Here is a 20440-nt window from a genome sequence, read left to right as displayed (position 1 = left end):
TCATCGCGCACCTATCGCTTTCATTTCATTAGTATGAAGTACGCCCCTCTACTGCTGAGTTAACCGATACTGCCTCACCGGACGGCCATGAAATTCAAGATTATCGAACGCAGAAAAACCGGCTTTCTCTGCGACATTAAGCGACGCAACATTCTCAGGCTCAATAATAACCACCACCGACGATAGCTGCTTTTGATTAAGTGCATTATGGAGTACCGCTTGCACTGACTCAGACGCCAGCCCCTGCCCCCAGTACCGTTTGGCTAGCCGATAGCCTAGCCCCATCTCCTCAACACCATTGACCTCTTCGGGGCTGATACCACAAAAGCCAACAAGATTTCCAGAATCCTTCTCTACTAAGGCCCACGGCCCGATGCTGTGAGCTGCATAGCTCTCCAAACACCACTCGATAAACCGCCGAGTCGCCGTTTCATCGCAAACGCCTCGAATCGAATATTTCATCACCTCAGGGTCGCTGAGGATATTGGTCAACTCGGGAACATCGTCTAAGGACAACGTTCTTATAACCAGCCTCTCCGTTTCACAAATTTGCACCCTTTCCTCCTTGTTGATGATGCTCTCGGCAAGCGCTAGCTCCGAACCCGATTGATTTCCGGCAGGAGTGTGCCTTTACTGAGCCTAAGCCCTCGGCGTTTGGCAAAAGCTACCAAAAGTGGGGACAGCTCAAGGAAGAGGTTAAGCGTCGCGATGGTGTGGCGAAGAGTCTGAAAACTCAACGATAGCTTCAATTTCCACAGCAAACCCCTTCGGCAATGAGCCAACCCCAATGGCAGAGCGTGCATGCTCACCGCGCTCACCAAGAACGGCCACAAACAGGTCGGAACAACCGTTGATGACTTCAGTGTGATAAGTAAAATTAGGATCAGCATTGACCATACCAAACACCTTCACGACACGCTGAACCCGATCAAAGTCACCCAGCGCTTCTTTAATGAGCGCAAGGAGATACAGGCCAACCTCTTGAGCGTACATCCGAGCCTGCTCAACAGTGACTTCCTGCCCAACTTTTGGGACAACAACTCCCCCTTCTCGCAACGGAGCCCCCTTACCTGACAGATAGAGCATGTTGTCCGAAATGGCATAGGAACGAAAGTTGCCCCTTGGCGTGGTAACGACGGGTAGTTCCAATCCCAACGAACGGATACGCTCTTCCACGGTTGATTTCATTACAGGCTCCAAGTATTTGCTGTTAAGGATTTTGTGACTACGCGCACTGGTGCTGGTTTATTAAAGATCTAGACGATAAACATTCCACTTCTTGATCTCACTGAAACCAAAACACGATATAACAGACTTAACCATGCTAGTTTAATTAAATATTCGTCCTGATTTTGGCAGCGAGATCCGTTAAAATGTTATCGTCTTCACGTTTATAGTCATGGGACGAAATATAGCCTTCATACCGATCAAAATATTTGTTCACGCTAGACGCAATAGGCTTGAACGCCGAATGTTGACCCGTCCCGTGCATAGGGAATAGTTTCGCATGTAAATGATCCACTCCATAACCCTCGAATATCATTCCCGTACGACCAACATCATCCAATACTTCATCAAGCAGCAAAGCCACTCGCTTTGAAGCCAATACTAGCGCCGTAACGACATCATCATCTTGAGCAAACAGGTAGCTTGGAACATGATGCTTCGGAATGACCACTGAAAACCCAGGTGTATTCGGATAAATGGACAGAAAGGCCAAGTGATTTGCGTCCTCCCATATCTTGTGACATGGAACGTTACCAGCCACGATCTCACAAAAAACACAGCTCATGTTCACTCCTTGATTTCACTTTATACTCCGTTGTTCAGAGACAGCCCAGGTAGAGCGATGCGGTAAAAGGTCAGACTACAGATCAGATCCATGATTGATGCCGTCGCTAACCGGGACACCTTCCAAATCACAGGGGTTAACGCCTTCTAAGCACCCAACATTGAATCCATACACATTGGAGTTCAAGCGCGTTTGGTGATGAGTGTAGATGCCGCAATTTGAGCAGAAGTAGTATTTAGCGAAGGCTAACTCAGAGCAAAAGCACCCCGAGACTAGCTTTTATTAACCCCTGAACTCGTAGTGGAAAACGTCCCTATACTCCCCGTTCAATTGAGGGGCTTGATAAAACTTTTTGGTTCTTGTCGTGAATCTAAACCCTGCTTTGGCTAAAGCCATTTGTGCAGCGACGTTCTCGACGTCAGTGAAGGTGTTAACTCTTATTGCGTGATCTTCTGCGAGCAAGTGCTGTGCGGTAAGTACCAACGCCTCTGCTGCGTACCCGCAACCTCTATATGGTCGCCCGATACCAAAGTGAACAACCATTGAGTCTTTACTTTTTACAACGGTTATCAGCCCTATGGCACCTCCTTCCCTGATAGCATCTACAACCCAAATACACTTGCCTGTTAACGCCATACTTTCAGGAACGGAAAGATTTTGAAGCATCTTTTCAGTTTGTTCGATTTCAGTGTGAGGGTGCCGTGCAAGGTATTTTGTTGAGCCTAAATCCCCCGTATAGCTTTTAAAGATTGGGGCAATATCTTCAGGCCAGTAGTACCTCAAAACTAGCCTTTTGGAAGCCGTAATCATGTTTGGATCCTTTACGTCGCCACAACAGCGCAGTTCCATTGCTTCCGTACGAAAAGGCTTTAATTTATATCATCTTTCAGGCGATGAATATGGATGGAGTATCCCAAAGCAACCTCGATACCTGGATTTAACCAACCGGGTAGGCACTCTGCACTAGCACTTCCTAGCTCTCCGCTACAGATCAGATTCATGGTTGATACCGTCGCTAACCGGTACACCATCCAAATCACAGGGGTTAACGCCTTCCAGGCACCCGACATTGAATCCATACACAGTGGGGTTCGAGCGCGTTTGGTGGTGGGTGTAGATGCCGCATTTTGAACAGAAGTAATGCTTTGCGACACCTGAATTGAATTGATATAGCTTTAGATGCTCAGCACCGCGAAGAATGTGAAGACCGCTCAATGGTACATAGGCCATGACAGCACCTTTGCGCCTACAAATAGAGCAGTTACACCTTTTCAGGTCAACAAGACCATCAGGCAGATCGAGTTCGAGCTCCACCATGCCGCAGTGGCATGTAGCCCTGTGCCTAGGTTGAATGTTAACTCCGCCCACTTGCTTGACCACAGCTTTCCCCCGTATCTATCGCTGGCGAGGCGTTTTATAAGTTAGCATCAACTTCCTTCAGCCCTAGAAGCACCGCTGCGCCAATCAAAAACGATCCAGATACCTTACCTAAGTACTGGCGCGCTGATGACTTTAGTTTCGTACTAACCCATTCAGCTGATTTACCGTAGGAAAACAAGAAAACCGCATCCATGATGAGATACGTGGCACTCAGTATCGCAAACTGATGCAGAAGGGGCTCAGATGGGTTAATGAACTGTGGAAAAAGAGCAGCGAAAAAAATAACGGCTTTAGGGTTTGCGGCTGAAGTGATAAAACCTTGCCAAAACAAGCTTTGTTTCGACCGCCCCTGATTCGCCACACCTACATGGCCCCCACTCTTTGAGAAGATCAACCTTAGGCCTAAGTACGATAAATATGCCACCCCCGCCCACTTCACAACGATAAAAAAATCACTGGATTGCTGAACAATGCTCACCAAACCTATCGAGGCGACAATCATTTGTAAAAAATTGGCTGACAAATCGCCAGCAGCGGTAAATAGCGACCGTTGGAAGCCATTGCTAACGCTATTGGAAAGCATCAAAAGCTGGCTAGGGCCCGGTGTACTCATCAAAATGAATACGGTGCTGACATACAGAAGCCAAATTTCCGTTCCCATATCCCCTCACTTTTCAAAATTAAAGTGTGTAACGCCCGCAGAATCAACGATCTAAGACTGAACCTCAAAAGGAGAAATAGCCGTACCTTGGTTGTAAACCATTTTCCAGTCACTTCCCTCTTTCCGCCATATTGACTTTCGCCGAGAATAGCTTGTACCTAAGCCATTTTGACGACTGATAGCAACCCTATAAAAGAGCTGAATAAGATCAGAGCTCAATCTCCGGTGCTCAAAGTCCTGAGATATGGCCGACCATGCGGACTCCTGCGACAAACAATCAAGGACACTATCTAACCCGAAAAAATCGCCTGATGTGCCGATCTCCAGGAAATCCGAGGATAGCAGAGACCGCAGCTTCGCCGGTGACCTGCGCACCTCGAAGCTAAGCAAGGCTCTCTCCTTTTCTATCAGATCCGCTTCGATTTCCATAGCCGATTACCCTAACATCTGAACTCGACAACCTCCCGCGGCTCCTTGGTTAGAGCCTGTAGAATGGATGGTTAGCTCCCCTTTTCCTTGAGCAAGTCGACATAAGCGCCTTCAATGAGCTGGGATGACTCGATACCGAGCCGATCCAATAAGTGGTGCGCGACTTCCACACCGGGCTGTGATGACTCACTGGAGGAAAGTACCACTTCAAGTTCAAGAAAGTGCCCAAGGCCCTCCACTCTATCGAGATGTACACGAGTCCTGTCAACAAGATACAGCGTGCGATGTTTTCGAACACGGCCAACTTCACCATAAGCCAGCGAAAGCGTCTCTCGCAACGCCTCAGGCTCATCGGTTTGCGAGCGAACGTAAAACGATTCTTTCGGGCCTGCCTGATTGGCGCGCAGGTAAAAAATGAGTTCGCCGTGCTTTTCTGAAAACACCCGAAGCTTCAGCCGACCAGCCTCACAATGGAAGAAGGTATCGTCTTGCACTATCTCAGTAGGCCCATTGTCCGCGATCTTAGCCACCCTGGACTCGAGCGCTTCGATGTTGTCGATACGTGCTTTGATCTCAATATTTCTGGCCATGGTAAGTGCCTCCGCCGCTTTCGTTCGGTGCAAACCCTTGAAATCTGCTGGCTGGTCTATCAAGAGTCAATGCCCAGTGGGCAAGCAAAACTACAACACTGCCTTTAACAGTTTATAAAACTCATCTAACTCTTTCTTATCAAGTGGTTCAAGCAATGCGGCAGAAGCATGTTTAAACGAAACTTGCGCATCTTCATAAATTTTTGTCCCAGCAGTGGTAAGTGCCACCAGGCTGACTCTGGCATCACGAGGGTTTTCCTGCTTCTTAACCAGCCCTATTTTCTCCATAGGATTTAAAAGGCGAGTAACCCCTGATGGGCTCAACCCAACCTGTTCAGCAAGATCGCTACGGCGTACTTTTTGATTGGGTGCGGTGTATAGCTGATTGAGAACCAGATAATCGGACAGGCCAATACCATGCGCGGAAAGCGCACTGCCAATCCGTTTTTGGATTTTACTTTGCAGGTTGATGACACTTAACACCAATCCTGCCTCTATATTTTCCGACATAGTCATTACTCTTGCGCGATGGTTGATCCCACAAATATATACTCAAATGATTGCGCAGTCAAACATATTGCAAGCAAATGGTCGTTAGCGGTTATTGATGACCGAGTGAAATGCCAGGTTAGCTGCTCTCATGCATGTATGCACGAGGCTGACTCTCCTAATTCATGACAAAGAGAATTAGAATCCGTCCTTCATCTTCAGGATAAAATGCGACACGAAGGCACCACTGCTTCCCATTTCGAGAAAGGCACTAGACTTTGTACGAAAAGTCGGCGAGCGAAGGTCAGGCAAGGCAAAAAACGGCGAAAAAGCGGAGTTTACGGAGTGTAAATGAGCATTTTGAGCCGTTTTTTAACGCAGCATGGCCGAGCACAGGCAGTTTTCGTACAAAGCCTAACGCTAAAGCCTACCTTCACCGATGCTTATATAGCGCAATTTTGCTGCCTTCATTCCCAAAAAATTGAATTAATTGTTTTCTAGGCTTTGAAGTTGGGTGGAGTGTCCCAAAGCTGCACCTCGATATAGAGCTCAAAATCTGTTTCCCAATAGCGCTCGTAAGGAATCTCGTGATCATTGACAGGGATTCCGAAGCGTGTAACGAGCCTACTCACCTCATTAAGCAGAAACACTTGATTGTAGTAAGGCTTGTCGTCTCGGGTTAGCGCAATAAAGCTATCCGGGTAAGTCAAAGACGTTACTTCGGGATCGAGCTCAGAGAGAGGGATTCTAAGCTCACCTTGGTTTGCGTTCAGGTCACGAAACCAAGGGGATTCTCCAAGCACTAGATAGAAGGGATGATCGCGGCGCGGTTTACCTCCACGCGCAACGAAGAGTTCACGCAGCCGAGCCTCAACCTCACGTCGGACTCCTATGTAATTCCTACCGTAGCGCCGCCGGTAACCGGGATCACGCTGATGACGAGTTAGGATATCTTGAAATACAGGATCTTCCGAGCCAGCAGGAAGCTCTGAGAGACTCCGAAACGGGCCTGTCTCTCGCAAATAATAGTGGGTAGCGAAATCGGGTAGCCTGATCACTGTTTCATGCCTTCGGCCAAGCTAATAGCCATCAAACGCCCCGTTGAGCGACATATCAAAGCAACTTATTGACACGCCCTAGCTTGGCTAATGAAATCCTCTAAAAGAGCATTCGCTCGCTCGATATCCCGCTCGTAAATAAACAAGTGATCGAATACGGCACCACACTGCGGGCCAGCTTTGATGCCTTGTTCATTTAGCGCCCGCAGAGCGGGGACGAGAAAACCAATCACATCGAAGGGAAGCTCTCCATCCGTTGATATGACTTGAAACGGACCGAAGCTATCTCTTATCGAGACCTCAGTTTTTAAGCGTTCAAGAGCCGCCTCGTCGACTATCGCGGATACACCTGCCTGATCGCGAATTAAACAGCTGTACCGAGCATCGCTTGCCACGAACACGTTAGCCACATTTTGAGCGGATGTATCGCTAAGATCGAGCATCCAGTAGCGCTCAGGCCAGATTTTCAATGTCATATTCGCCCATACCGCCATTGGATCTATAGACATTACACTCTCCTGTTAGACCGCCAATAACCGCTCGATTCGACAGCTGTTAAAACGTCACATCGAAGCCGCAGCTGGCCTATACCGTATGATACAAAGTGCTGCAGTATTATATGAATTCAGGCGATTAAGCTCAGGACTCAGAGCTTGAAGCGTCCTGGTTTGGCCGCAACTGAAGCTGGATGCCGAGTAAGAAATTTCGCAGTACCTGATCTTTACACTCTCGATAATTCTTATGGCTGGGCTTGCGGAAAAAAGCACTTAACTCATGGTTACTTAGGTTGAAGCCAGCCAGTTCAAAAGCAGCCAAAATATCTTCAGCCTTTAAATTCAGCGCAATGCGCAGCTTCTGGAACACCATATTGTTGTTCAACTGCGACTCTGGCACGGGCTGTGGCCCTTCGCGCTTACCACGCTTAAAGCTAATGAAGCCGTTCAAAAACGCCGCTAGCTCTTTGTTCTTCATGGTGACAAAGGCGTCGTCTTCATCCTTTTTCAGCCAGGCCGTTACCTGCTCTTGAGCCACGCTGACCTCTGCCAAGGCGAAGATATCCACGATGGTGCTGTCTTTTAAATCAAAGGTGTAACGTATGCGGCGAAAAATATCATTATTGGTCAAAATAGTGTCCCTAGTCTTAGGCAAACCCAGCACAATCAGGCTTTATGTGCATCTGCATCTATCATGAATAGTCGAAAAATCAGTAACGTAACAAGCCTAGCCTGCCGTCAGTTTCCCAAGCAGCTCGTCAATTTCGTCTTTAAGCTCGCCATCTTCAATTTTATTGGCGGTGGCTTGGGCATTTTTAAGATTACTGATAGCCGCGTCGGTTTGGCCCAGTTCGACTTGCAACTTCGCCATGGAGAACGCAATGGATGACATGTGATCTTTTGAGTTAACGGCGACGGCCTTTTCAAAGGCTTTTTCGTAGACTGCCAGCGCCTCATCCAGCTCTTCCGTGAAGTCAGCCAAGGTTTCCCACTGCTCTGGATGATCTTTATCGGTGCTCTCATTCTCGGTGCAAATAGCTTCCAACTGCGCATAGAGCGCATCAAAAGCCTCTCTATCCTCTTTATCGGCAGCCTTCATGAGCTTTTCAGCGAGTTCGTAAACCGCCTTGTATATTTTGGTGTTAATCATGAACGACTGCCTTTTCTCTATTTAAAATATAGTAACAAGTAAACAAACCTGCTGAAAATCAACGTATGTAACGAAGCCACCCCACCGTCACCGGTGGCATTATACCCTTTGGGGATGGCTCTACGGGCGATCATTTTACGGTTTTTGTGCTGGGGTGTTGGTATGTTTTGCTTGAGTGGTCGTCCTAGCTGCTCGCGCCATCAGACCACTCCTTAGAGGCATTGGAGGACATTTCAGCTACCAACGGCAAAGATTCGACCTGCATTCAACGACTTGGCTTCTGCAATGCCTGGTTAAGCGATTCCAAACTATCAGGGCCACCATCCAAACGAACACAACCATCTGATTCTGACGCCCAAGAAGCCGATGAAGAAAGGTGAAGATGAATAGATATTTGCGACGCAGTCTCATCATTCAGCAAACCAGCGGGAACCCATACCAACTCCGTGTCTCTCAGTTGGTTGGGTACCAGACTACCGCAGACCGAACAAAAATCATTCCGATAGCCGGTTGGCTTCTGAAAGGTACTGATTTTGGATTGGCCGGAAAGCCAACGGAAGCTATCCGCTTTTACAAAAGTGGCCGTATTTGACGCAGACCCTGTCGCTTTGCGACACAGAGAGCAGTGACATTGATAGAAGTTCGGCAGTTCCCCTTCGATTTCGAACTTAATCTCCCCACACAGACATTCACCTTTCATTGAATATTCCTTTGGTTTAAGCAGCAAGCGGCCCTAGACGATCGCTGGCCGCGAATCGCTGTTAACAGCAGCACTCCATGACTAACTCAGGATGACCCGTTAATTCATCAATTTTCTCATCTAATACAATAAATCCATGCTTCTTATAAAAATTGATACTTGGTAAATTTTCACTGTAGACCGTCAGTTGCAAGCACTCCCTTCTGCTCTTGGCATCGTTAATAAGCGCAGACCCCACACCTCTCCCCTGTAAGTTTGGAGACACAAAAGCGGCGGCCAACGTATTTTCGTATAGACTGTAAAATCCAGCTAATTGTCCCTCAGATTCAAATACAAAAGTCTCCGATGCAGGGAGATATACATCACGCATTTCACCAACTTTTGAACGCCAAAAATCTGATCCAATAAAAGCGTGTGCTTTAATTGAGGCTGAAAGCCAGATATCCAGCACTTGATCAATATCTGACTCTCGGTATTTGCGAATCATCTGCATATTCCTTTCTGATAATCAACTGCACCAATGGCATCACGGAGAGCCATGTGATAAATGTTGCCGGTGTAGTACAGAGCCAAGTAAATCAGGAATCCACCCAGGCTTGAAGAGTGAGGGATCTTTATCGAGTAATTCGTCAAGGCTCCACCATTTCCACTGCTGAATAGTGCTCTTCTCCTCATCTGTCCACTTTGCCGCAAACACCTCTCTGTTTGCAGGCCACTCAACTAAAAAGTACTGTTCAAGCCACCGCGCTGGCACCGATCTCGCAACGGCGTAAACATCATCACGCTCCCTTAACATTTCTCCAACGTCTTGTGCTAAACCTGTTTCCTCATATAGCTCACGTTTCGCAGCCTCAGCATAGCTCTCTCCCGGTTTTAGCTCACCTCCCACGGTGGCCCAAAACGGAGACTGATGTTCATCTTGATATAAAAACAGCAGTAAACGTCCTTCTTCATCAACGATTATTAACCTGGATGATTTTCTTGTCTCCATTTCTAATGCTCCGCTGCTCCTATAAATATTAACGTCGGCTTTCGCAACTGCAGAGATGTGTAAAAGGCCAGCCGATACACTGACCAATCTTCGCAGTAGCAATACAATATTACTTTAGGCTTTGTCTGAAGAGTCGGCGAGCGAAGGCCAGACAAGGCCAAAATCGGCGAAAAGACGGATCGGACTCGCGCACGAGCCGATTTTTAACGCCGTATGGTCGAGCACAGCCAGTTTTCAGTCAGAGCCTAGCTCCCTATCACTAGGGTTCACTTTGTAGCACCCTTCATCTGTGGTTAAGTCGCCACAATGCATGAACTCAAAGGTAGAAAGCACTTTCTCACCTTGCTGTAGGAAGTAAACAAACACCACCAATCACTAAACGAGGTACGTACGGCATCGATTAAGACTGCAAAACGATCAAAGCCAATGTGCCCAATAGATTTATTCTCTTCCTAGTAAGCGCTGCTATGCCAGGAAACAGGTGTCCACTCTTCACCGTGCCCCTCTTCCGGCCCCCTCTCCTTCCATTGGGTTACGTAATGTCTCTCGCTTTCCGATATCCCTTTTTTAGTTTCAACTCTCATTAAAACTCCAGAACTTAACAGCTAATATAAATTATACTTAATTTCACTAAAAAAAATAACTCCATCGCTGGCCAGCGCCCCCTATGGAGGCTGCTATGCTTGTTACTGAACATGGCGGTTTAAATTTTATTCGGCCAACAGCCTCTTGACCTGGGCGCTCTCTTCTTCGGGGAGCTTCAGATTGCAGATAATCTTTCCTTCTGTGAATCGACTCTCAAACTTATTTTCCTCTGTAGTGATGAACGTTACTGAGATCACTTTGGAATAGAAAGCGAGGAGCAGGTCAACTAGACGCCAAGCGCTTGAATCTAATACAAGTCTCCGCTTGTCACAAGGCATTACAAATGCCCTGATGGCAGCTCAGTGATATTGCCGCAGCGCCGCCAGTGCGCGCTGAAGAAAATCGAGTTGGGCATCTCGAAGCCAAGTACCGCGGCGAAGTTCTGGCTCGTTCATCTGCACCTTGCGTATTTCTGCTTGCGCCTTTGGGTCCTGACCAGCATAGCCTTGAAAGATGGCCAACCAATCCTGAGCCACCTCTCGACCAATTTCGCTTTCGGGGCTAATACCTTGTTCCAGCATTTGGTTAATACGCCTGAGGAGAGGCGGCCAATGTTTCATATAGTCGCCATAACGCTCAGCCAAGTAGGCATAGACTGACGGACTCAGGTGGCGGCGGAAGATCGCTAGCTTGTGCTCCAGGAAAGCCTGCTGGATGAAGCTCAACTGCTCCCTTTCAATGGACAGATAGTCCCGTAGAGCCTGCTCTCGCTCGGCCATCAGGCTCAGCTTACGGAGTAGCTCAGGGTTACCAGTAGTATCCTGCTCTAGTTGCTCCATCCAGCGCACCGCTAAATTTTGGGCTGAAGGAGCGGTCGGCTTTACGCCTTCGGCCTGGAGAGTATTTAATTCATCCAGCAGCAGTTGCCACTGAGCCCGCGTGGCACGCTGACGTGTGTAAAAACGCAGATCTTGAAGTTCATCCCTGGAGAAGTAGCGACTATAAGCCTCCAGTAATTCCAGAGTATTGAGAAATGCCTCAGTACTGGGTTCTGCTTCTCCAGCGAATGTATTCCGCAGCTGCTGCAAGTGATCCCTCAAGCGCGTAGCGCTATCGATTTGGGCGTTTAGGGCTGTGATGTTGTCGTTCACAAGCGTTTTGATAGAATGACGGGCATCGTCTTGCAGAAGTGAGGCGACCTCTGCCAAGGTGAACCCCAGGTTCTTAAGCAGTTGGATACGCTGTAGGCAAGCAATATCCTGAGCATGGTAGAGGCGATAGCCAGCCTCGGTACGACCCGAAGGTTTGAGGAGCCCCAAAGCATCGTAATGATGCAGAGTACGCACGGTGATACCAGCGCGCCGAGCTAGTTCACCCGCTTGCATAGGCTTAAGGATATCGTCGCTTTTATTTTGCCTCATGAGCGATGCCTTCCCTCCTTCTACTTTCTCCATCAGCTCTTATTGATTGCATTGATTTGACTCGGTGTACGTTTATCACAGCAACTGAGCCATTTTACCCAGCGCTTCCCCCAGACGCGCACCACGATTTATCGCAAAGCAACAATATAATTAAATCCACCGCCGACAATCTGCAACCCGTCCTTACGCCGTTGAAAATATCGCTGGTTCAGGCTGGTGGTATCATTATTGTCCACCTGGGCAAAGCCCATTCCTTGCAACCCCTCCACCAACGTTGCAGGATGGAACTGCGAGAGCCAAGGTTCCCCCATGGCAGCGAATATCCGCTCAGAAACAGCGACTATCGATTGTTCGATGGGGTTGAGCAAATTGGTAGCCACACGATAGTCGAAGACAATAATCGACCCTGGAGGCAAGCCAGCCACCGATTCCAACACATTACATACCTGCTCCGGCGTCAGGTAAGGGCTAACGCCCATCCAACTAATAGCAACGGGCTGAGTACAATCGAGACCTGCCCCTGACAGCACTTCAAGCCAGCTTGGCCGCGTCAGGTCAACTGCTACAAACTGCATTTTGGCGGGTATCGTCAATCCGGCCTGCGCCACCCGATCTTGTTTGAGCTTCAGCATTGCTGGCTGATCCACCTCATACAGATTCACATGAGGCATGCTTGCACCATAACGCAAGGCGTAGGTATCCAAACCAGCACCAAGACTCACTACCTGAGACACGCCCCTTGCTACAGCTGCATTTAGTGTATCTTCTGAAAGCAGGCTACGGGCGACAATGCCTGCGCGCATGGAACGGGCGCTAGAGTCGTTATAAGCAAATGGGTCAGCACTCACTGCTTTACCAAGCTCTGAACCGAGCAGGGACAAGCTCAAAGGATCATCTAATACTCTTGGCTCGTCCAACAACTGATGCACCGCACGGGCAATCGCCACGCGATGGGCAGAGTCGTTGGGATTGGCCTTTGAGGTCTGAATCGTCTTCGGATCCTGCATTGTTAGCTCCATCGTTTTTTAACAATGCAGGGACTCTAAGGCCTCACGTTGCGTGAAGGTCAATATCCCAGAACGAATTAATTTAGTGCTTTTTTTAACCTACTAAGGCAGATCCAGAATTTTGTATCAAAACGCTAATCTACCCACCAGAGCGGTGGCATATGAGCAATAATGGACCCTCTTTACTGTGGATTGACGTCACGAAGTAAATGGAAGGGGGCTCCCGAGCACCCAATTGAATAGGCCACATGCCGCAAACTTCTTGCTGACTTGCATCACGCGCTGGCCTAAATAACGCGCAGCGAACAAGTCTGTGTCATCTAAAACACCGTCTACTGAATGAGCGATAAGCCCAGATTGCGCTCCTAGTCTGTTACGCATTTCAGGATCGTAGTTGCCTGGGATATCCAAACCTACCCATAGTTCATCACACCTCCCCCTTCCGTTGTTGCACTGCTTGTTGCTGCGTTTCTCCCTGCGTTACGGGTTGCTGAGCATCGCGGTTTAAATTCCGCTCGGCCGGGATATCGTTCAGGTACTCGACAAACTCCACTTCAAAACCGGCCGGATCGACAAAATAGACATTTTTGCGAAACGGCTCTACAGCTCCTGGTTTCGCAATGGCATAACCCGCGTTATTCAACCTGGCCACAACGGCATCAAGGTTATCGGTCACATAGGCAAAGTGGGCCAAGCCAACGCTGTGGCCTTTCAAATCGCGATTCACTCCTTCACCGTGATCGCTTAGCGCCAGGTAATGTTCGTCGTCACCAAAGTGCACCCATTTACGCGGTTTGCCATATCACTCGCCATGGCCTTCAATTCACTGCCTCCGTTGCCAGAAGGCCTCCTGACTGAAACGCCTTGGCCCCTGGTAGCTGGCCTTGAGATGCCAGAGATAACGCTGGCTGACTGCTTGCATCTCCTGCTGGTAGGCACCGAGTGACTGGTGCAAGCCAGATTCGATGGCCTTGGCTGCACTGGTTGCCGAAGCCAGGGAATGAAAGAGCCCTTGTGAAGCCAATGGGTCGAAGGCCAGCAGGGCATCGCCGATAGCCAGAAATCCCGGCCCCGCCTTCGGCAACTGCCCTACTTCCAACAGGGAAGTACCCGCCGGTCGACCGCGTACACGGGCGGGGGCCACCCTCTCCAGTACCTCTGCCAATAGGGCATGCTCCCTGGCTCGGGCCAGAAAGGCATCGGGGTGACGCAACAACTGACGGCATAGCGGATCATCGACGTCCATATGGTAGGCCAACACCCGTTGCCCTTGAGGCAGGGGCACCGTATACCACCAGCCACGGGCATCCGCCTGAATGCGCATAGTAGCGTCCTGGCTCTCGGCCGCTTGGTCCAGGAAACTGTAGAGGCACAGCAAAGGATCATCAGCATCGCGCCGTAATCCCAATTGACGCCCCAGATACCCACTACGGCCCGTGGCATCAATCATCACAGGCGCCCTAAACGATCCCAGTGTCGTGTCCAAGTACCACTGGCCCTGACGGTGGCGGATATCCACTTGCTTGCAGCCCTCCCCCAGCGTCACCCCGACATCCTGGGCTCGAAGACGCAGCATCTGCTCAAATTCCCGCCGATCTAGATACCACCCAGGTCCGGCCGGATCCTGGATGGCATCCCGCCAGACCGGCTTATCATCGTCCCACACCGATACTGCAGCGCCCCGCTCCCGGTGTCCCGCGTCCCGAAAAGCCGCCATCAAGTTAAGGCGCTGCAGCAGCACAGCTGCTGCTCCCGGCAGGGACTCACCAATGGGGGGCGTCCTAGCCAGGGAAGCCCGGCGTTCCAGCACCAGCACCCGCTGCTCCGGCCGCAGCAGAGTGCCGAGCGCCAGCCCAGCAGGTCCGGCACCGACAATCACTACGTCGAAGGGGCGATAGTTAGCCATTAGCGGCCGCGTCGTTGTTCGATCAACAGCTTCCGCATGCCTTTGTCTGTGTCGTGCCGCTCCTCAGGCGTCAAGTCACGGCCGCCTCTATCTTCGATCTGCATCTGCGGCGGGAAGTCGGGATCCCCGTTGAGTCCTGGCCGCACCTCCACAATCCCCATCTGATCGAAATCAGTCACCATTCTCGCCAACTGTTGCTTGTGGTCAGGGCCCAGGGTGCGGTCCCAGTCGGCGCGATGATGGTAGGCAGCCAAGCGCTCTTCTCTCGGCAGCGAGTCGTTCATCACCGTGTCATAGTTCTCCTTGCTCAGTACCTGATTAGGTACCCGAGCAGGCCAGAAGGTGGGTAGATAGGGATCGTATTCGGTGTCGTAGCCGGAGCGGCAACTCGCAGTGTCAGTTTGCCAGGGAATAGCCATCCAACGGGTAATAGAGCCGGGGTATTGGCCGTATAGGGGGCCGTTATAGGACTTCGCCATGGCTGGCGTCAGCGTTGTGCCATAGTCCGGCTCCGGATCTTCGGGGCTGCGGTGGCGCCAGCGGTAGGGTTCCATATACATGGTGCTATGGCGTACCGGCCAGGTCATCTCACACCCCGGATGGAAAGCGTCAGCGATGCAGAACTCCATCGCTGCTCTGTCCAGCATAGCGGGCTGCTGCTCCAACGGAACCTTGTCGATACTCTCAGGTGATTGCCGATGTGGATCGTAGTCCGCTTCAAAATCCCCTTCTGCCCACTTGTCCAGAAGTGCCAGTTGGGTGGTGGTCAGGGTGTTCATAGCGTCGGGCACATTTGGCATGGGAACATTCATGGCATCGCCATAGATCCAGGGCCAAGGCTTCATGGAGATATCGCCGTCCTGGGGATTGCGGAAGCTATTGGCCACGGTGCGCCTAAGTTCGGCGTAGGTTTCACCCGGCTCGGCCAGTTGCGACAGGTAGCGGTGCTCCAGGAAGTACTGGGGCATGCCATAGCCGAAGCCAGCGGCAAAGCCCGCATTCATCCATTGTAGATCGCACATGGCTTTGAGGATGGGCAGTATGTCGTCGGTAAAGGAAGGTCTGGTGGGTGCCGGTAACCGGCCAGCCTGGATAGCCACATCCGTCATCAGCGCGTACATGGTACGCACCGCTTTCTGCTGTGGGCCGTAATTGGGCGGAGCCACCACCACCCAGGCTGGCGTCACGGTAATCGGACTGCCATCCACCAATACTGTGGCCGTCACGGGGCCGTCACTGGTGTCATCATACCAGCCGTCATTATTGGCGAAGGTAGTGGGTGGCTTTTCCTGATAGGAAGCGGAGCGCCCATGGCCACCGAATACCTGCAGGCGACCAACAGTGTCGGTGCGTAACTCCCCCAGTGGCACCTCTATTCCCATGAACGTGCCGCCCTGAAACTGAGCCACGCCGAAACAGGTATTGATGCTACGCGCTCCTGGGGTAATGGACAGATTGTGCCTATCCCGCAGAGCCACCTCGGCGTTACGACGCGTGGAAGGCGCTGCCGTCTCAGCTTCGGGGATATCCAACGCGAGCTCGAAGTTGTACCAAGCCGCTTTATGGTTAGCTACCTCCACCGTCCAGGTAATCTCGGTGGTAGGATCCATGGTCAGTTCCCGCACTACCCTACCGTTGCCGTCGTAAGCGTAGATGCGGAACTCGGCGACCTCGCGTTTCAAGGCACCAGTGGCGTCCCGATAGGCCCCCGGTTCCCTGGGCAGGGGCTCGGTGACCTGGGGGCCGATGTAAAAACCGTCGCTTTGCTTGGAATTGCCCACCCTGGCGATACCAATGGCCGGGTGAATTTTGGCGTAAGCGATCTCAGACATCTGTCACTCCCTTTTTGTATGGGACGACACCATGAAGCGAAGGTGTTCTGGCGCCGCATAGGCTCATGAATCTCTGAACTCCTGGATTCATAGAATAACCGCAGCACTTTGGATCACACAGTAGAGGAAGGAGGGCCAGCGCCGGTACCCTCTCGACTTTACCGACCAAAGTGAAGCAGAGAATGGGATACCGACAACTGACCCAGGCCCAACGATACCAAATTTTCGCTTACCTCGAGACTGGCATCAGCCAGCGACAGATAGCCAAGGCTATTGGGGTTCACAGCAGCACCATTAGCCGGGAGATAAAGCGCAATGGGCTTACTGCTGGCTATGCGCCTGAGCAGGCTCAATTGAGAAGTGATCAGCGTCGACGCAGCGCCTGGAAAGTGACGAAGCGACTGCCCAGCCTAATTCGATGGGTCACTGATCAACTGATGGACGAATGGAGCCCCCAGCAAATTAGTGGCTTCATGGCGAATGCCAACGGCGTTTGCGTAAGCCATCAGTGGATCTATGCGTTAATCTGGGACGACAAGAAACACGGCGGCGACTTATGGAAGCGACTCCGCTTACCACACCAGCGGCGCTATCAGCGCCGATTGGCCAAGCATGCGGGATTGGGCAAAATTCCACACCGGGTAGGTATTGAACAACGTCCCGCCGAAGTGGAAGAAAGGCGCCATATCGGCCATTGGGAAGGCGATACGGTGCTCAAGGGCCACAAAGAATCCGGCCTGGTGACCCTGGTCGAGAGACGCAGCGGATACCTCTTGGCAGCGCGCCTGCCGACAATCACGGCCACAGGAACGGCCAAAGCGATGACCCGGTTATTAAAACCACGCCGAGGTGCAGTGCAGACCATCACCTTGGATAACGGTTCGGAATTCGCCGAGCACCGACAGGTTGCCAAGGCCGTCTCGGCCAAGACCTATTTTTGCGACCCGTACCGCTCATGCCAGCGTGGCACCAATGAAAACACCAACGGACTGATTCGCCAATATTTCCCGAAAGGGACGGACTTCCGAAAGGTGAGCGACTCAGCACTGAGGCGAGTCGTTGCCAAGCTGAATAATCGCCCCAGAAAACGCTTGGGGTATCGGACACCGGCACAAGTGTTCCTGGGAGAGTATTCAGGAGCGCTGGAAACCGCGGGTGCTGCGCTTAATGTTTGAATTCAGGCTGTAACTGAAGAAATAGTAAAGCTGGATCAGCGGTACACTGCTGCTTACCAAGATAGAACAAGACAGCCACTTATTCACTGCAAAAGGTGAAATTTAATTTGGGTCTCATCTATTCAAATTGTGCTGCTACCTTTTACAAGGTAACTGGCCTCCCCTGCTTAAGCGTTTATTAAACACAACCCAAACCATTATCCCCTACGATTTCCAAAATTAATCGGTGTAAACTCATAGCTGACCTCTAAACACATGAAGGCAGCTATCCAGCCTGAATTTGATAAGAGCTCCTCGCAAAACCCTTGAAATAGCTCACCACGTGCCTAGCTTAGCTATTATGGCTAAGAAAAATGTCCTGATGAACTTTGGGGAATTGTTGAGCCGCTCTTGCCACTGGATCCACCCAAGCATGATGGTGGTGGGCCATGTGCTTCGAACCGTGCCACCTTGACCGGCATCCTGTTTGTTCTTAAATCAGGCATCCCGTGGGAAGTGTTACCTCAAGAAATGGGATGCGGTTCCGGCGTCACTTGCAACACGATAAGAGCGGCGTACTGATCTCCACCATGCGTTCACTTTGCTGGGCGGGCTGCTCACTGATTGGCATTAAACAGCTCACACGACAGTTTTGAAAGAAGCTCAACAGAGCACTTGGCAACAGAGGCGGTATTGCTGTGCCCCTAAGTTTCCGATCTTTCAACCGTTAAGCCGATTTCCTGTCCATACGAAATTTCTAAAACATGTCCATCAGGATCATTTATGAATGCCCAATAGCCTACCGGATAGCCGCTATCAGTCGCCTCCCGGGACAATATTCCTTCGCGCCTAGCTTGGTCACATAAATCATCTACTTCACTCTTGCTTTTACAACCAACACCCAGGTGGGCAAAAGGCCCTAATATAGGAACCGGATTACTGCTTTGTACTAACACTAATACAAATGGCCGTGATTTATCTGACAACCAAACGACTCGCTTGTCAATTTCCTTATCTGTTCGCTCATGAATGACAGACATGTGGGCGTAGCGCTGATAAAAATTAATACTCTGATCTAAGTTACTTGCTGATAACGCAATGTGCGTAAAGCCGACATCTATTTTCATTGTTAATCCAAAATTTCTAGTTTTAAAAAAGAGACTTTCTGGCTCGTTATTGCTTACATACCCCTGCTTATTAAGAGCATGCTTGACTACCAAACACCGCTAATTGTCTATCTCTCCTACGTTGCTGTTTGCTGAGCATCGCGGTTTAAATTCCGCTCGGCCGGGATATCGCTCAGGTATTCGACAAACTCCACTTCAAAACCGGTCGGATCGACAAAATAGACATTCTTGCGAAACGGCTCTACAGCTCCTGGTTTGGCAATGGCATAACCCGCGTTATTCAACCTGGCCACAACGGCATCCAGGTTATCGGTCACATAGGCAAAATGGGCCAAGCCAACGCTGTGGCCTTTCAAATCGCGATTCGCCCCTTCGCCATGATCGCTTAATGCCAGATAATGCTCATCATCACCAAAGTGCACCCATTTACGCGGTTTGCCATACCACTCGCCATGGCCTTCATCGCGTACCCGCCAATGCGGGAATACGGCGCGGTAAAAATCCAGCATGGCATCCATATCATCAACGACCAGATTCACGTGTTCCAAGTACATAAGAGTCTCCTTGCGTTAAGTGAAATGGCAGGGCGGATGCAGACTCTGAGTGCAACACACTCACTGGATGGTTGATGGGCTTTCATGGTACTTGGTCATCAGCTCGCTCATCACTTCTATCGGACATTTAAACCCAAAGCGTTTTCGAGGTCGCATATTTAGCTCAAAGGCAATGGCGTCTAGCTCTTCCTGGCTATGCACTGAAAGATCCGTTCCTTTCGGTAAATATTGACGGATTAGGCCATTGATATTCTCATTGGCCCCCCGCTGCCAGGGGCTATGGGGATCGCAAAAGTAAATCGCAACACCGGTTTCTTGAGTAATTTTTGCATGGTGTGCCATTTCACGCCCCTGATCATAAGTCATGCTTTTTCGAGCGGTGGTCGGCATTCGGTTCAGGGCAGCACTAAAGCCTGCGACGGCGGATGTGGCGGTGGCGTCATCCATTTTTGCGAGTATCAGATAGCCACTACTAAGTTCTACCAAGGTGCCTACCGCAGACGCGTTATTCTTACCTTTAATCAGATCGCCCTCCCAGTGGCCGGGCATTTCACGCTTACTGACCTCGGGCGGACGTAAGTGAATGCTGACCATGTCAGGGATCTGTCCACGTCGATCCACTTCGCCACGGCGAGGCTTGCGTGTGGTTTTACCTTGTCGCAAGCAGTGAATCAGTTCCTTGCGAAGGTGGCCAACAGGCAAGGCATAAATGGCCGTGTAGATGGTTTCTCGGCAGACGTAGGCATCGCGCAAATCAGGTAGTTTCATCATTTTGAGCTTGCCGCTAATTTGTTCAGGAGACAAGCGTTGTCGCAACATATAAACGATGAGGTCAAAACGCTCCGTGCCCGGCACAAGCTTCTGTGTCGGGCGACAGGCAGCTCGACGCTTTTCTCGCTGACGTTGAGCGTGCCGGGCACAGTAACCGTTCTGGGCTATTTGGTTACGGCGTATTTCACGAGAGATGGTTGAAGGAGCTCGCCCTAAGAGCTGGGCAATATGCCGAAGGCTCATCCCTTGGGCTTGACCCACTTGGATGCTGGCACGTTCTTCAATGCTGAGTTCGAGGTAAGACATGGGACAACACCTTAGCGAAATGCTCAGGTGCGGTGATTTTCAA

At 50.5% G+C, this 20440-nt stretch carries 24 protein-coding genes and 2 pseudogenes; 2 read left to right on the top strand and 24 right to left on the bottom strand.

The features are described from left to right. Positions 1 to 48: 48 nt before the first annotated feature. The 21 genes and pseudogenes from AC4EYZ_RS22700 to AC4EYZ_RS22600 form a co-directional block, all read right to left on the bottom strand. Positions 49 to 555: a GNAT family N-acetyltransferase gene (locus AC4EYZ_RS22700; RefSeq protein ID WP_141440956.1), complete on the bottom strand. Its 507-nt coding sequence runs from the start codon at positions 553 to 555 to the stop codon at positions 49 to 51. Positions 556 to 696: 141 nt separating this feature from the next. Next, positions 697 to 1188 (bottom strand): RidA family protein, encoded by a 492-nt coding sequence (locus AC4EYZ_RS22695; RefSeq protein ID WP_474191415.1) that lies wholly within the window; start codon positions 1186 to 1188, stop codon positions 697 to 699. 145 nt (positions 1189 to 1333) lie between these two features. Beyond that, on the bottom strand, positions 1334 to 1792 hold the full coding sequence (locus tag AC4EYZ_RS22690) for an HIT family protein (protein WP_141440954.1): 459 nt from the start codon (positions 1790 to 1792) through the stop codon (positions 1334 to 1336). A 282-nt stretch (positions 1793 to 2074) separates the two neighbouring features. After that, positions 2075 to 2602, bottom strand: a complete 528-nt coding sequence (locus AC4EYZ_RS22685) for a GNAT family N-acetyltransferase (protein WP_161575205.1) — start codon at positions 2600 to 2602, stop codon at positions 2075 to 2077. 174 nt (positions 2603 to 2776) lie between these two features. Beyond that, on the bottom strand, positions 2777 to 3160 hold the full coding sequence (locus tag AC4EYZ_RS22680) for a GFA family protein (protein WP_474191425.1): 384 nt from the start codon (positions 3158 to 3160) through the stop codon (positions 2777 to 2779). A 46-nt stretch (positions 3161 to 3206) separates the two neighbouring features. Then, positions 3207 to 3833 (bottom strand): LysE family translocator, encoded by a 627-nt coding sequence (locus tag AC4EYZ_RS22675; RefSeq protein WP_009287036.1) that lies wholly within the window; start codon positions 3831 to 3833, stop codon positions 3207 to 3209. Between the two features lie 51 nt (positions 3834 to 3884). Beyond that, complete coding sequence (locus AC4EYZ_RS22670; protein ID WP_474191414.1) at positions 3885 to 4262, bottom strand: nuclear transport factor 2 family protein; 378 nt, start codon at positions 4260 to 4262, stop codon at positions 3885 to 3887. Between the two features lie 71 nt (positions 4263 to 4333). After that, positions 4334 to 4852, bottom strand: coding sequence for a class IV adenylate cyclase (locus AC4EYZ_RS22665; protein WP_474191413.1), 519 nt, complete (start codon positions 4850 to 4852; stop codon positions 4334 to 4336). 90 nt (positions 4853 to 4942) lie between these two features. Then, positions 4943 to 5362 carry a MarR family winged helix-turn-helix transcriptional regulator gene (locus AC4EYZ_RS22660; RefSeq protein ID WP_022523102.1) on the bottom strand — a complete coding sequence of 140 codons (420 nt, stop codon included), beginning with the start codon at positions 5360 to 5362 and terminating at the stop codon, positions 4943 to 4945. A 476-nt stretch (positions 5363 to 5838) separates the two neighbouring features. Then, entirely contained in the window at positions 5839 to 6399 is a 561-nt protein-coding gene (locus AC4EYZ_RS22655) for a hypothetical protein (protein ID WP_474191412.1), read from the bottom strand. Positions 6400 to 6464: 65 nt separating this feature from the next. Beyond that, complete coding sequence (locus AC4EYZ_RS22650; RefSeq protein WP_474191411.1) at positions 6465 to 6908, bottom strand: hypothetical protein; 444 nt, start codon at positions 6906 to 6908, stop codon at positions 6465 to 6467. 130 nt (positions 6909 to 7038) lie between these two features. After that, positions 7039 to 7524: a YehS family protein gene (locus tag AC4EYZ_RS22645; RefSeq protein ID WP_400671335.1), complete on the bottom strand. Its 486-nt coding sequence runs from the start codon at positions 7522 to 7524 to the stop codon at positions 7039 to 7041. Positions 7525 to 7620: 96 nt separating this feature from the next. Further along, on the bottom strand, positions 7621 to 8043 hold the full coding sequence (locus AC4EYZ_RS22640; protein ID WP_474191410.1) for a tetratricopeptide repeat protein: 423 nt from the start codon (positions 8041 to 8043) through the stop codon (positions 7621 to 7623). A gap of 265 nt (positions 8044 to 8308) precedes the next feature. Further along, positions 8309 to 8743: a GFA family protein gene (locus tag AC4EYZ_RS22635; protein WP_084625343.1), complete on the bottom strand. Its 435-nt coding sequence runs from the start codon at positions 8741 to 8743 to the stop codon at positions 8309 to 8311. 61 nt (positions 8744 to 8804) lie between these two features. Continuing rightward, complete coding sequence (locus AC4EYZ_RS22630; protein ID WP_041158571.1) at positions 8805 to 9230, bottom strand: N-acetyltransferase; 426 nt, start codon at positions 9228 to 9230, stop codon at positions 8805 to 8807. A 39-nt stretch (positions 9231 to 9269) separates the two neighbouring features. Further along, positions 9270 to 9734, bottom strand: coding sequence for an NUDIX hydrolase (locus tag AC4EYZ_RS22625; RefSeq protein WP_039859133.1), 465 nt, complete (start codon positions 9732 to 9734; stop codon positions 9270 to 9272). Positions 9735 to 10678: 944 nt separating this feature from the next. Then, complete coding sequence (locus tag AC4EYZ_RS22620) at positions 10679 to 11740, bottom strand: MerR family transcriptional regulator (RefSeq protein WP_474192698.1); 1062 nt, start codon at positions 11738 to 11740, stop codon at positions 10679 to 10681. 128 nt (positions 11741 to 11868) lie between these two features. Next, complete coding sequence (locus tag AC4EYZ_RS22615) at positions 11869 to 12747, bottom strand: class I SAM-dependent methyltransferase (RefSeq protein ID WP_474192699.1); 879 nt, start codon at positions 12745 to 12747, stop codon at positions 11869 to 11871. A gap of 427 nt (positions 12748 to 13174) precedes the next feature. After that, positions 13175 to 13567: pseudogene (locus AC4EYZ_RS22610) on the bottom strand (VOC family protein); the annotation flags it as partial. A gap of 3 nt (positions 13568 to 13570) precedes the next feature. Continuing rightward, on the bottom strand, positions 13571 to 14653 hold the full coding sequence (locus AC4EYZ_RS22605; protein WP_457547143.1) for an NAD(P)/FAD-dependent oxidoreductase: 1083 nt from the start codon (positions 14651 to 14653) through the stop codon (positions 13571 to 13573). Further along, on the bottom strand, positions 14653 to 16485 hold the full coding sequence (locus tag AC4EYZ_RS22600; protein ID WP_490204041.1) for a LodA/GoxA family CTQ-dependent oxidase: 1833 nt from the start codon (positions 16483 to 16485) through the stop codon (positions 14653 to 14655). The genes AC4EYZ_RS22605 and AC4EYZ_RS22600 overlap by 1 nt, the downstream gene beginning before the upstream one ends. A 182-nt stretch (positions 16486 to 16667) precedes the next feature. On the opposite strand from AC4EYZ_RS22600, the gene AC4EYZ_RS22595 reads away from it, so the two are divergent. Both AC4EYZ_RS22595 and AC4EYZ_RS22590 read left to right on the top strand, forming a co-directional pair. Further along, positions 16668 to 17660 carry an IS30 family transposase gene (locus AC4EYZ_RS22595; RefSeq protein WP_490203942.1) on the top strand — a complete coding sequence of 331 codons (993 nt, stop codon included), beginning with the start codon at positions 16668 to 16670 and terminating at the stop codon, positions 17658 to 17660. A gap of 360 nt (positions 17661 to 18020) precedes the next feature. After that, positions 18021 to 18197, top strand: a pseudogene (locus AC4EYZ_RS22590) (transposase); the annotation flags it as partial. A gap of 146 nt (positions 18198 to 18343) precedes the next feature. On the opposite strand, the gene AC4EYZ_RS22585 reads toward AC4EYZ_RS22590, so the two are convergent. From AC4EYZ_RS22585 to AC4EYZ_RS22575, 3 genes are all read right to left on the bottom strand, one after another. Next, positions 18344 to 18766, bottom strand: a complete 423-nt coding sequence (locus AC4EYZ_RS22585; RefSeq protein WP_490204040.1) for a VOC family protein — start codon at positions 18764 to 18766, stop codon at positions 18344 to 18346. A 116-nt stretch (positions 18767 to 18882) separates the two neighbouring features. Next, the gene (locus AC4EYZ_RS22580; protein WP_490204039.1) at positions 18883 to 19320 is read right to left on the bottom strand and encodes a VOC family protein; all 438 of its coding nucleotides are present in this window, start codon (positions 19318 to 19320) and stop codon (positions 18883 to 18885) included. Between the two features lie 60 nt (positions 19321 to 19380). Next, positions 19381 to 20397 (bottom strand): IS30 family transposase, encoded by a 1017-nt coding sequence (locus tag AC4EYZ_RS22575; RefSeq protein ID WP_317998401.1) that lies wholly within the window; start codon positions 20395 to 20397, stop codon positions 19381 to 19383. Positions 20398 to 20440 lie beyond the last annotated feature (43 nt).

Source organism: Vreelandella sp. 162(4c), assembly GCF_058152265.1.
This window is presented reverse-complemented; position numbering and strand designations above follow the sequence as displayed.